Below are 12,581 nucleotides of genomic sequence, written 5' to 3'. Positions count from 1 at the left end.
CTCATCCGATCAGGTGACGCAGCACATGGACGGTGGCGAAGCCCGCCGCCATGAACACCAGCGTCGCCACCACCGAGCGGGGCGACAAGCGCGACACGCCGCACACGCCGTGGCCGCTGGTGCATCCCGCGCCGTAGCGCGTGCCCACGCCCACCAGCAGGCCGGCCGCGATCAGCGCGCCATAGCCTGCGTCGATCCGCGCCGGCGGCAAGGCCACGAACACGCTATACAGCAGCGGCGACGCGACGAGGCCGAGCACGAAGGCCACGCGCCAACCCGTGTCGCCCTTGCGCGGCGCGAGCACGCCGGCGACGATGCCGCTGACGCCGGCGACGCGTCCATTCAGCAGCAGCATCATCGCCGCCGCGCTCCCGATCAACACGCCGCCCGCCGCCGCGGCCAGTGGTGTGAAACCAGTCCAATCGATGCTCATGCCAGCTCCTCGTTTTGTGCGCCGCCGAACTGGCGCGCCACCCACTCTCTCAATATCATAGCCGCCGGCCGCGCCGCCGCGCGCGGACTGCACACCAGGTCGTAATGGAAGCTCTCCAGCGACAGCTCGAACGGGCGCACCAGCACCCCGGCGGCCAGCTCCTCCGCCACCAGCGTCAGGCTGAGCAGACCGATGCCCTGCCCGGCGATGGTGGCCTGCACCGCGTGCAGCTCTTCCGTGAAGGCCAGGCCCGCGTCCGCGTCCACGCCCTGCACGCCGGCGCCGTCCAGCCACTGCCGCCACACGACGGCGCGCTCGTCGTCGCGCGCGCCCTCGCCCCATTCGAAATGGATCAGCGTCGCCTTGCGCAGGTCGCGCGGCGTACGGATGTTCAGGCGCGGGCTGCACACGGGCGCGAAGCGGTCCTGGAACAAGTGCTCGACCAGCAGGCCGGGATAGCGGCCATTGCCATAACGAATCGCCGCGTCCGCGTCGGAGTCCAGGTCGACCAGCTTGTTGGACGCGTCCAGGCGCAGCGTCCAGTCCGGGTACGCGTCCCGGAACGAGCCGGCGCGGGTGGCGAGGCGGCGCGCCATGAAGGCCACCGTGGACGACAAGGTGGCCACCTGCGATCCCTGCGCGCGCCGCACCTGTTCGATGGCGCGCTCGAAGCCGTCGAAGCCGTCGCGCAGGGTCGGGAACAGCAGGCGGCCGGCGGCGGTGAGCGCGACCTTGCGCGGCGTGCGCTCGAACAAGGGGACGCCGATGGCCTGCTCCAGATGCTTGATCTGGTGGCTGACGGCGGTGGGCGTGACGCTCAATTCCTCGGCCGCGTCCTTGAAGCTCAGGCGGCGCGCGGCCGCTTCGAACACGCGCAGGGCACCGAGCGCTGGCAATTTCCTCATGGCGTCATGGATTAGTTTTTCTCATCTATATGGTGAGAAACGATCATTTGCCGGCGTTTCAGCGCTTTTCCATAATGGGTGCAGGCGACCGAACGCAGGGATGTTCGGTTGATTCTATCTCAACTATCGCAAGGAGCAGCCATGAAAATCGAACAAGTCCATACGCGGCCGGACCCGTACGCGCCCTACCTGCTGTCGCAGGCCATACGCGCGGGAGGGCTGGTGTATGTGTCCGGCCAGGCCGGCGTGGGGGATGACGGCGCCATCGTCGGCGCGGACGATTTCGACGCGCAGGCCGAGCAGGCCTTCAGCAATCTGCGGCGCGCGCTGGAGGCGGGCGGGTCCAGCTTGCGGCACGTGGTCAAGGTGACGATCTTCCTGACCTCGATGGCGAACTTCGGCAAGATCGTCGAACTGCGCCGCCGCTGGTTCGCCCCGCCCTACCCGGCCGACACCATCGTCGAGGTCTCGGCGCTGTACTCGCCGGACGCGATGATAGAGATCGAGGCCATCGCGGCGGTGGCCGGCGGCTAATCGGCCTTGCAGTCGTCGATCATGTAGTCTTCGAGCCGCCGATGCTTGGGCAGGCGGCGCTCGGGTATCTTCGCCGCCTCGTGGCTGGCGTGCTCCATCAGGGCCAAGGTGGTGTGCAAGGCCGCGCTCATGCCTCTCGCGGCGACGGCCATCACCTCGGCCGGCGACGCGGGCGTCGCGCGCTGTTCCAGGTCGCTCCGCAGTTTGGACGCCCGCACCCAGTTCTTTTCGCCGTTCAGACGCACCCAAAGCTCGCGCCAGGCGTTGCGGCCGGGGCCGGCGACCATGAGGGTGAATTGCCTGGGCGACACCGGCCGGCCCAGGTAGAGCAAGTCCTCGCCATTCACTTCGGCGTAGTGACAGCGAGCATCATGGTGCATCCTCACGCGGCTGCCGGACTCGTGGCAGTTTAGTCATCCTCACTTACAGCCAACAGCACTCCTCGTCGGGCCAAGCTCTCGCGCGCCTCCGTGAGCGCGGCATGCAGCTTGCGCTCCAGTTCATCCTTGGGTGGAAGTTCCGTCCAGTATTCCGCCACGGTGATCCCGTCTTTATGCATTTGCAGCAACTCCACTTGTTCACGGCTGGACTCCGCGCACAGGATCAAGCCTATGGGGACCTCCTCCCCAGGCTGGCGTTCGTGCTTGTCCAGCCATTTCAAATACAGCTCCATCTGGCCCTTGTGGGAGGCTTTGAAGCGGCCGAGCTTGAGTTCGATAGCCACTAGCCGACGCAGGCGGCGATGGAAAAATAGAAGGTCGAGGTAGAAATCCTCACCATCGATCACCATCCGCTTCTGACGTTCGACAAAGGCAAAACCACGGCCCAGTTCCAGAATGAATGCCTCCAACTGGCGGAGGATAGCCGATTCGAGGTCGGCCTCATCATGACCTTGGTTCAAGCCCAGGAAGTCCAGGAAATAGGGATCCTTGAACACCAGGGCCGGACCACTCCCGGCCGGCATCGAGGTGGTTAATTCTGGCGCCTGTACACTGGCAATCACTCGGCGCTCGTAGGCTTTGCGCTCGATCTGAACACGCAGTTCGCGCACACTCCATTGCTCCAGCGCGGCTTGCTCTGCGTAATACCGTCTAGCCTCGTGCACCTTCAAAGGCAACAACGCCACGATATGGCTCCAGCTTAATTGTCGTGACAGCGTCACGACAATCTCGGACTCCGCAAACCCTTGGGCAAACTGCACCATACGACGCAGGTTTTTGGTTTCAAAACCACGGCCAAACTCCTGGGCCAGCTGTTCACCCAACCGATCCATTAGTTGCGTGCCATATTGCGCACGGTCGCCGCCCAGCACTTCGGTAACCAAGCGCCGCCCCACTGCCCAGTACAGGCACGTGAGCTCCGCATTGACGGCTCCCGCCAAGCGCTGACGACTGGCGGCAATCAAGCTTCGCAGCTCAGCATGCAGCGACGCTAGAGCGTTAGCGGAAACCAGATTTCTCTCTGTCATGCATTCACCTTGAACGAGACGTATTGAATCTAGCATACAGTAGAAAAAACACCTCTGAAAACCAAGAAGCCCCGCATGTGCGGGGCTTCCAGATGCAAATCCAAGGCTGGAACTTAATCCCAGTTCAGCGCGCCGCCGGTCTGGTATTCGGTCACGCGCGTCTCGAAGAAGTTGCGCTCCTTCTTCAGGTCGATCATCTCGCTCATCCATGGGAATGGATTCTCGGGCTGGTCGAACAGCGTTTCCAGGCCGATCTGGGTGGCGCGGCGGTTGGCGATGAAGCGCAGGTAGCCCTTGAACATGGCCGCGTTCAGGCCCAGCACGCCGCGCGGCATGGTGTCCTCGGCGTAGGCGTATTCCAGCTCCACGGCCTTCATGAACAGGCCCTTGATCTCTTCCTTGAAGGCCGGCGTCCACAGCTGCGGGTTTTCCATCTTGATCGTGTTGATCAGGTCGATGCCGAAATTGCAATGCATCGATTCGTCGCGCAGGATGTACTGGTATTGCTCGGCGGCGCCCATCATCTTGTTCTGGCGGCCCAGCGCCAGGATCTGGGTGAAGCCGACGTAGAAGAACAGGCCCTCCATCAGGCAGGCGAACACGATCAGCGATTTCAGCAGCTTCTGGTCGTTTTCCACGGTGCCGGTGGTGAAGGCCGGGTCGGTCAGCGTGTTGATGAACGGAATCAGGAACTCGTCCTTGTCGCGGATCGACTTGACCTCGTTGTAGGCGTTGAAGATCTCCTGCTCGTCCAGGCCCAGCGATTCGACGATGTACTGGTAGGCGTGGGTGTGGATCGCCTCCTCGAACGCCTGGCGCAGCAGGTACTGGCGGCATTCCGGCGCCGTGATGTGGCGGTAGGTGCCCAGCACGATGTTGTTGGCGGCCAGGGAGTCGGCGGTGACGAAGAAGCCCAGGTTGCGTTTCACCAGGCGGCGCTCGTCCTCGGACAGGCCGTTCGGGTTCTTCCACAGCTCGATGTCGCGCTGCATGTTCACTTCCTGCGGCATCCAGTGGTTGGCGCAGCCGGCCAGGTATTTGTCCCAGGCCCATTTGTATTTGAACGGCACCAGCTGGTTGACGTCGGTCTGGCCGTTGATGACGCGCTTGTCGTCGGCGTTCACGCGGCGGGCGATCTGCTCGGCGGTGCCTTCGGCGTTCAGCGCGTGGATGGGCGCGGCTGGCGCGGTTTCTTCGTCCCAGGATAGCATGATGGTTTTCCTCTTCTAATATAGTAGCCGAACCGCGCACGTGGCGCGGTCCCGTTGAATTCTCGCGCCCTCGGGCGCCGGCTTGGCGGATCGGCCGGGTGGACTCACCCGCGCGCGATCCGCCGTGTGGCCTTTACCTCGCCATCACTGGCAGGCTTCGCATTCCTCGAAACCGTCGTCGCCCGGACGCAGGTAGCAGGCGGCGCCGTCCTCCACCGCCGGCGCGGCGGCTGGAGCTGCCGACACGGCCGGCGCGGCCGAGGCGGCGGCGGCGATCGCGCTGGCGGACATGCCGCCGTCCACGGCCACCGCGTTCAGCGCGCCGGTCTTGGAGGTGGATTTCTCCATGTGCGTGGCGGCGATGGTGCGCAGGTAGTAGGTGGTCTTCAGGCCGCGCAGCCAGGCCAGCTTGTAGGTCTCGTCCAGCTTCTTGCCCGAGGCGCCGGCCATGTAGATGTTCAGCGACTGCGCCTGGTCGATCCACTTCTGGCGGCGCGAGGCGGCTTCCACCAGCCAGGTCGGCGACACCTCGAACGCGGTGGCGTAGATGTCGCGCAGGTCCTGCGGCACGCGGTCGATCTTGGTCAGCGAGCCGTCGAAGTATTTCAGGTCGGCGATCATGACCTCGTCCCACAGGTTGCGCGCCTTCAGGTCGCGCACCAGGTAGGAGTTGATCTCGGTGAACTCGCCGGACAGGTTGGACTTCACGTACAGGTTCTGGAACGTCGGCTCGATGCAGGCCGACACGCCGATGATGTTCGAGATCGTCGCGGTCGGGGCGATCGCCACGCAGTTCGAGTTGCGCATGCCGAACTGCTTGATGCGGTTGCGCACCACGGACCAGTCCATCGATTCCGAACGGTCCTGCTCCAGGTAGCCGCCGCGCTCCTCGGCCAGCAGCGCGATCGAGTCCTGCGGCAGGATGCCGCGGTCCCACAGCGAACCCTTGTACGATTCATAATGGCCGCGCTCCTCGGCCAGCTCGGTCGAGGCCAGGTAGGCGTAGTAGCACACCGCCTCCATCGAGGTGTCGGCGAAGGACACGCAGGCGTCCGACGAGAACGGCACGCGCATCATGTGCAGGCAGTCCTGGAAGCCCATCACGCCCAGGCCGACCGGACGGTGGCGCATGTTGGCGTTGCGGGCCTTGTCGACGGCGTAGTAGTTGATGTCGATCACGTTGTCGAGCATGCGCATCGCGGTGCGGATGGTCTTCTGCAGCTTCACGTGGTCCAGCTTGCCCTCTTTCATGTGGGCCGGCAGGTTAACGGAGCCCAGGTTGCAGACGGCGATCTCGTCCGGACCGGTGTTCAGCGTGATCTCGGTGCACAGGTTGGACGAGTGCACCACGCCCACGTGCGACTGCGGCGAGCGGATGTTGCACGGGTCCTTGAAGGTGATCCACGGGTGGCCGGTTTCGAACAGCATGGACAGCATCTTGCGCCACAGGTCCAGCGCGGCGATCTTCTTGAACACGCGGATGTCGCCGGCGGCGGCGCGCGCCTCGTAGCCGGTGTAGGCCAGCTCGAACGCCTTGCCCACTTTATCGTGCAGGTCCGGCGTCTCGGACGGCGAGAACAGCGTCCAGTCGCCCTTTTCCATCACGCGCTTCATGAACAGGTCGGGAATCCAGTTCGCGGTGTTCATGTCGTGGGTGCGGCGGCGGTCGTCGCCGGTGTTCTTGCGCAGGTCGAGGAATTCCTCGATGTCCATGTGCCAGGTTTCCAGGTAGGCGCACACCGCGCCCTTGCGCTTGCCGCCCTGGTTGACCGCCACGGCGGTGTCGTTGACCACTTTCAGGAACGGCACCACGCCCTGCGATTTGCCGTTGGTGCCCTTGATGTGGGCGCCCAGCGCGCGCACCGGGGTCCAGTCGTTGCCCAGGCCGCCGGCGAACTTGGCCAGCAGCGCGTTTTCCTTGATGGCGTCGTAGATGCCCTCCAGGTCGTCCGACACGGTGGTCAGGTAGCACGACGACAGCTGCGAACGCAGGGTGCCGGAATTGAACAGGGTCGGGGTCGACGACATGAAGTCGAAGGTCGACAGCAGGTTGTAGAACTCGATGGCGCGCGCCTCGCGGTTCGCCTCGTTCAGCGACAGGCCCATGGCCACGCGCATGTAGAAGGCCTGCGGCATTTCGATGCGCACTTCGCGCACGTGCAGGAAGTAGCGGTCGTACAGGGTCTGCAGGCCGATGTAGCCGAACTGCAGGTCGCGGTCGGCCACCAGGGCCTTGGCCAGCTTGGCCAGGTCGAACTCGGCCAGCTTGGGGTCCAGCAGCTCGGCCTCGATGCCCTTGGCGATGTATTGCGGGAAATAGGTCACGTACTCGGCGGCGGCCTTGGCCTGCGCCACCTCGTGGCCGAACACCTCCTTGCGGATGGTGTGCAGCAGGATGCGGGCCGTCACCTGCGAGTAGGCCGGGTCCTTTTCCATCAGCGCGCGGGCGGCCAGGATGGCGGACTTGTGCAGTTCCTCGACCGGCACGCCGTCGTACAGATTCTTCACGGTCTCGGCCAGGATGGCGTCGGCGTCGACGTGCTTTTCCAGGCCGGAGCAGGCGGCGTTGATCAGGTCGCGCACCTCCTGCATCACCAGCGGACGGCGCACGCCGTTCTCGGTCACGCTCAGTTCGGGCTCAATAGAACCCGCGCCGCCGGTCGCAGCGCTTTGCGCCGCGTTCTTGGCGCGGCGCTCCTCCATGTGCTTGGCGCGGTACAGCACGTAGGCGCGCGCCACGTCGTGCTCGCCGGAGCGCATCAGCGCCAGTTCCACCTGGTCCTGCACGTCCTCGATATGGAAGGTGCCGCCCGATGGCTGGCGGCGCACCAGGGCCGACACCACGTTGTTGGTCAACTCCTCGACGATCTCACGCACGCGCGCGGAAGCCGCGCTCTGGCCGCCGTGGGTCGCCAGGAAGGCCTTGGTCATGGCGACGGCGATCTTGGACGGTTCGAACGCGACCACGGCGCCGTTGCGGCGGATGATGCGGTAATCGCCCAGTGCGCTCGCGGTCGTGGCCAGGCCGCTGGCGGCGCCCGTCGACGTCGGCACATGCGGTGCCTGGTTCGTGGTGATGTCTTGAGTTGATTGCATTTAAGCTCCCGAGGAACCGCCGTTGCGCGAGCGCGGCGTATTTGTTTTAAAAAGACAATATGAAACGGCCAACCCGTGCTTCAGCTGGCTGTACAGCGATTATTGCGAATAAAGTTCATTCATTGCCGAAAAGCAGCTTTGAAGTTATGGCAAGCTTTTGCACTACATCTAGTAAGGAGTACAAAAGTTGGCACTAATTGTAGTGACCATCCCCAAGGTAGACAAGAGGGAAATTGACCGAAACGGACGATTTTTCTGTTGACTTTTGGGGACGCCATACGCGCCGGGGCGTAGCGGGATAGCAAGCGCTCACGCCGTGTTTCCCGCCGCCCGGGCCGGGACGGGTCAGCATTATAGTCCAAGCCGGCGGATCGGCGCGGCGCGTCAGCCGTCCGGTTCCTGGATGTTGAGTTTCTGCATCTGATAGCGCAACTGGCGGAAGCTGATGCCCAGCAGGCTGGCGGCCTGGGTGCGGTTGTACTGGGTCTGCGCCAGCGCGCGCTGGATGATCTCGCGCTCGACCGCCGCCAGGTATTCGGGCAGGTTGCTGGGCAGCACGTCCAGCAGGGGCAGCGGGGGCATGGCGCGCGGCGGCGCCTCCTCCGGCACCGGGGGCGCCGCGGGGGGCGGCGCGGACGGCGCCACCGGCGGCACGCCGAACGCCTGGTGCACGCCGAACGCCTGGTGCGCGCCGAACGCCGGCGCCGCCGGCTGGCCGGCCGGCGCATGGACGGCCGCGTGCCGCCCGGCGATCGCGGCGGCGGCGGCCTCCGGCGCGCTGGCCCAGGCCGGAGCCGCGCCCCGCCCCGCCGGATCCGGCTCGTGCGGCGGCGGCAGGTAGCCGGGCGGCGCCTCGGCCAGGCGCGCGCCCTTCAGCGCCAAGTCCCGCACCTCGATCACGCCGTCGTTGGCGAAGGCCAGCGCCCGCTCCAGGATGTTCTCCAGCTCGCGCACATTGCCGGGGAAGGAATAGCCGCGCAGCGCCTCCAGCACGCCCGGCCCCAGCCTGACCTTCTGGTCGAAGGTGCCCAGCCGCTCCAGGATGGCGTCGGTCAGCACGCCCAGGTCGTCGAGCCGGTCGCGCAGCGGCGGCAGCGCCAGCTCGATCACGTTCAGGCGATAGAACAGGTCCTGCCGGAACAGCCCCTGCTCGACCAGCCGCTCCAGGTGCTTGTGGGTGGCGCTGATGAGGCGCACGTCCACCGGCTCCTCGGCCGTGGCGCCGATCTTGCGCACGCGCCGCTCCTGGATCGCGCGCAGCAGCTTCACCTGCATGGCCAGCGGCAGGTCCGCCACCTCGTCCAGCATCAGCGTGCCGCCGTTGGCGGCGTGGAAGAAGCCGTCCCGCTCGTCGCTGGCGCCGGTGAAGGCGCCCTTCTTGTAGCCGAAGAACTCGGCCTCCATCAGCGCCTCGGGGATGGCGCCGCAGTTGACCGCGATGAAGGGCTTGCCGGCCCGCGACGACTGCGCGTGGATCTCGCGCGCCGCCAGCTCCTTGCCGCTGCCCGACTCGCCGGTGATGGCGATCGGCGCCATCGAGCGCGCCAGCCGGCCGATCTGCGCGCGCAGCGCCTGGATCACGGCCGACTCGCCCTTCAGCCGGCTGCCCTCGCCGGCGCCGGGCGCGTCGGCGGCCGGCGCGTTCAGGCGCAGCGCCGACTGCACCATCAGCCGCAGCTGGTCCAGCGCCACCGGCTTGCTGATGTAGTCGAACGCGCCCGCCTTCAGCGCCACCACCGCGTTGTCGGTGCTGCCGTAGGCCGTCACCACCGCGATCGGCGTGTTGCGGAAGGCGGCCGACACCTCCCGCACCAGTTCCAGCCCCAGGCCGTCCGGCAGGCGCATGTCGGTCAGCACCAGCGCGTAGCCGCCGAGGCCCTCGGCGCGCGCCAACAGCGCGCGCGCCTGCGCCAGGTTCTCGGCGCCGTCCACGTCCAGCCCCATCTTGAGCAGCGTGATTTCCAGCAGCTCGCGCAGGTCGGCCTCGTCGTCGACCACCAGCACGCGCGGGCAACCGCGGGGAGCGTTCATGTCGGTCTCTCTATATGGATGGTTGCGGGCCCGGCTTGGCGGCGGCGCGGGCGAAGGTGATCACGAAGCGGCCGCTGGACTTGCGGCTGCCGTCGGGCTGCGCGTCGGAGTCGAAGCGGTACTCGTAGTCCAGCATGGCCTCGTTATTCAAGCACAATTCGCGCGCCAGATACAGTCCCAGGCCGGTGCCCTTGCTGGAGGTGGTGTAGAACGGCTCGAACAGGTGCGAGCGCACCTCGGACGAGATGCCGGGGCCGTCGTCCTGCACGTGCAGCTCCACCCGGCGCACGCGGTCGTGCACCACGAACAGGCGGATGCTGCCGGCCGCGCCGCTGGCGTAGCGCACCGCGTTGTTGAGCAGGTTCAGCACCACCTCGCGCAGGTGCAGCGCGTCGAAGCGCACCATGACCCTGGCCGCGCCGCCCAGGCGCACCACCTCGGGCGCCAGCGCGTGGGTCTCCTCGAACTCGGCCACCAGCTCGGCCAGGAAGCCGTCCAGCGCCAGCGGCTCGCTGTGCGGCTGCACCTTGCGCGACAGCTGCAGGATGTCCTCGACCATGCGGTTCACGCGCGCCACGTTGTCGCCGACGATACGCAGCAGCCGCTGCTGCACCGGCGTGGCCAGGTCCTCGCTCAGCAGGGAGGTGGCGTGGCCGATCGCCGACAGCGGGTTGCGCACCTCGTGCGCGATGCTGGCCGTGAGCCGGCCCATCGAGGCCAGCTTCAGTTCCTGCGCCTGGTTCTCGATGCCGGTCACGTCCTGCAGGAAGATCACGCTGCGCTCCACGCCCAGGCCCGAGGTGTCGACGGCGGCGAAGCGCGCCTTCAGGTGCGCCGCCAGGTCGCGCCGCGCGCTCCACGCCGCCGTCACGCCCTGCAGCGCCGGGTCCATATAGGGCTTGATGGTGACGAAGGCGGTGTGCTGGGTGGCGTCGGCGTGCCACTCGTCGAAGGCCTGGGCCAGCGGCTCGAGCGCCGGCGCGCTGGCCAGGCGGAAGTTCAAGTCCTGGCCCACCAGTCCCAGCATCTGCTGCGCGGCCGGGTTGCCGGCCAGGACCTGGCCGTCCACGCCCAGCACCACGATGCCGTCGCTCATGTGCGACATCACCAGCCGGTTCACCGCCTGCTGCACGCCGATCTCCACGCCGCGGCGCACCGCCAGCTCCTCCTGGCCGATCAGCTTGGCCGCCATGCGGTTGACCACCACCACCACCGCCAGGAAGGCCGCGCCGGACAGGCCGGCCAGCAGCATGGTGGTGTCGCCGTCGGTGACGATCTGCCAGGCGCTCTCGCCCAGCATGAACAGCGCCACCAGCGAGGCCGAGAACAGCGCCAGCAGCAGCGGCGCCAGGATGGCCATGCCGGCCAGCGGGAACAGGTACAGAATGGCCAGGCCGCTGCGCACGCCGCCGGCGGCCAGGTACAGCAGCGAGATGATGGCCAGGTCGCAGGCGATCTGCGCCAGCAGCTGCAGCAGGAAGCGCCGGCGCGCGTACACCGTCAGCAGCGCGAACACCGCCGCCAGCAGCAGGTACACCAGGCACACCTCGGCGTAGATGAACTGGCCGCTGACGCGCAGGCCGCGCGCGTCGAAGCTCAGATAGACCAGCAGCACGACGGCGATCACCACCCGCGTGCCGTTCAGGGTCTGCAGCGAGCGCCAGAAGGTCTCGCGCGACTCGGCCGTCAGTGCGTGCAGGCGCGCGACCACCGCTCAGCGCGCCGGCAGCGGGGCGTGCGCCTGGCTGCAGAAGTCGCGGCCGTCCACCGCCACGTTCTCCGAGGCGGGGAAATACACGCCGCAGTGGGCGCAGCACAGCATGGTCTCGGCCGGCCCGGCCTGGTCGACGGCGGCGCGGGCGCCGGCACGCATCGACGGGCCGCGATCGGCCGCGTCGCGCATGGCCTCGGCGCGCGCGGCGGCCGCGCGCTCGGCCTCGACCCGGGCCGCCTCGCGCGGGTCGTCCCTCATTTGCTGCTGGCGCTTGGCCTGGCGCAGCTTGGTGCGGATGGCGGCGACGACCAGGAAGGCCAGCGCCAGCCAGAACAGAATACGACTCATGCGATACCCCGGTGCAGGACCACTTCCAGCACGAAACGGCTGCCGACATAGGCCAGCAGCAAGGTGGCGAAACCGGCCAGCGTGAAGCTGAGCGCGGTCTTGCCGCGCCAGCCGCGGAAATGGCGGCCGGCCAGCAAGGCCGCGAACAGCAGCCACGACAACAGCGTGAAGACGGATTTGTGGTCCCACTTCAGCGCCTTGCCGAACAATTGCTCGGAAAAAACGATCCCCGACAGCACGGTCAGGCTGAGCAGCGCGAAACCGAAGGCGATCAGGCGGAACAGCAGTTTTTCCATCGTCAGCAGCGCCGGCAGCTGGTCCAGCGCGGCCGAGAAGAAGGACGCGCCCTCGCCGCGCGTGTGCAGGCGCGACTCCTGCAGCGCCATCAGCACCGCGTGGAAGGCGGCGATGGTGAGCGTGCTGTAGGCCAGCGTGGCGATGGCCACGTGCCAGCCCAGGGTGGCCGAGCTGTCGTCCAGCGCCAGCAGCGCGCCGGGGAACAGGCCCTGCAGCGCCACGGCGGCGGCGGCCGGCGGCATGACGATGCGGCGCAGGCCGTCCAGCGAGAAGTTGCGGTTCTCCAGCCAGTAGGCTCCCACCGAGATCCACAGCGCCGACGACAGCATGGTGGCGAAGCCGATGCGCAGGAAGCCCGGCGTGAGCACGCCCAGCCACAGGCTGGCGCCGTGCAGCAGCCAGGCGGCGGCGGTGGCGGCGGAGATGGCCGCCCCCAGGCGGGACGGCAGGACGGCGCACAATATATACAGCAGCGTGGCTGCGATCAGAAAGTAAGTCTGCATGGGGGTCGAGTTTAAACCAGAATCGGCCGGCCGGGGTCCGC

At 66.9% G+C, this 12,581-nt stretch carries 11 protein-coding genes; 1 reads left to right on the top strand and 10 read right to left on the bottom strand.

Features of this window, described 5'->3' with window-relative positions:
• Window position 1: 1 nt before the first annotated feature.
• The gene (locus BM436_RS25730) at window positions 2-433 is read right to left on the bottom strand and encodes a YeeE/YedE family protein (RefSeq protein ID WP_093558390.1); all 432 of its coding nucleotides are present in this window, start codon (window positions 431-433) and stop codon (window positions 2-4) included.
• Window positions 430-1,338 (bottom strand): LysR substrate-binding domain-containing protein, encoded by a 909-nt coding sequence (locus BM436_RS25725; protein ID WP_093558389.1) that lies wholly within the window; start codon window positions 1,336-1,338, stop codon window positions 430-432. Before BM436_RS25725 ends, BM436_RS25730 begins: the two co-directional genes overlap by 4 nt.
• 141 nt (window positions 1,339-1,479) lie before the next feature.
• On the opposite strand from BM436_RS25725, the gene BM436_RS25720 reads away from it, so the two are divergent.
• Complete coding sequence (locus BM436_RS25720; protein WP_093558388.1) at window positions 1,480-1,872, top strand: RidA family protein; 393 nt, start codon at window positions 1,480-1,482, stop codon at window positions 1,870-1,872.
• Here BM436_RS25720 and BM436_RS25715 read toward each other — a convergent pair.
• The 8 genes from BM436_RS25715 to BM436_RS25680 form a co-directional block, all read right to left on the bottom strand.
• Window positions 1,869-2,252 (bottom strand): hypothetical protein, encoded by a 384-nt coding sequence (locus tag BM436_RS25715; RefSeq protein ID WP_143133313.1) that lies wholly within the window; start codon window positions 2,250-2,252, stop codon window positions 1,869-1,871. The two genes, BM436_RS25720 and BM436_RS25715, sit on opposite strands and share 4 nt — an antisense overlap.
• Window positions 2,253-2,281: 29 nt before the next feature.
• Window positions 2,282-3,340 (bottom strand): PDDEXK nuclease domain-containing protein, encoded by a 1,059-nt coding sequence (locus BM436_RS25710; RefSeq protein ID WP_093558386.1) that lies wholly within the window; start codon window positions 3,338-3,340, stop codon window positions 2,282-2,284.
• Between the two features lie 113 nt (window positions 3,341-3,453).
• Window positions 3,454-4,551, bottom strand: coding sequence for a ribonucleotide-diphosphate reductase subunit beta (locus BM436_RS25705; protein ID WP_177307513.1), 1,098 nt, complete (start codon window positions 4,549-4,551; stop codon window positions 3,454-3,456).
• A 144-nt stretch (window positions 4,552-4,695) separates the two neighbouring features.
• Complete coding sequence (locus BM436_RS25700; protein WP_093558384.1) at window positions 4,696-7,647, bottom strand: ribonucleoside-diphosphate reductase subunit alpha; 2,952 nt, start codon at window positions 7,645-7,647, stop codon at window positions 4,696-4,698.
• A gap of 384 nt (window positions 7,648-8,031) precedes the next feature.
• Window positions 8,032-9,678, bottom strand: a complete 1,647-nt coding sequence (locus tag BM436_RS25695) for a sigma-54-dependent transcriptional regulator (protein WP_093558383.1) — start codon at window positions 9,676-9,678, stop codon at window positions 8,032-8,034.
• 10 nt (window positions 9,679-9,688) lie between these two features.
• On the bottom strand, window positions 9,689-11,389 hold the full coding sequence (locus BM436_RS25690; protein WP_093558382.1) for a sensor histidine kinase: 1,701 nt from the start codon (window positions 11,387-11,389) through the stop codon (window positions 9,689-9,691).
• 3 nt (window positions 11,390-11,392) lie between these two features.
• The gene (locus BM436_RS25685) at window positions 11,393-11,740 is read right to left on the bottom strand and encodes a PP0621 family protein (protein ID WP_093558381.1); all 348 of its coding nucleotides are present in this window, start codon (window positions 11,738-11,740) and stop codon (window positions 11,393-11,395) included.
• Window positions 11,737-12,540, bottom strand: coding sequence for a cytochrome C assembly family protein (locus tag BM436_RS25680; RefSeq protein ID WP_093558380.1), 804 nt, complete (start codon window positions 12,538-12,540; stop codon window positions 11,737-11,739). Before BM436_RS25680 ends, BM436_RS25685 begins: the two co-directional genes overlap by 4 nt.
• Window positions 12,541-12,581: the final 41 nt, after the last annotated feature.

Origin of the sequence: Pseudoduganella namucuonensis, from assembly GCF_900116645.1 — a bacterium.
GTDB lineage: Bacteria > Pseudomonadota > Gammaproteobacteria > Burkholderiales > Burkholderiaceae_D > Rugamonas > Rugamonas namucuonensis.
This window is presented reverse-complemented; position numbering and strand designations above follow the sequence as displayed.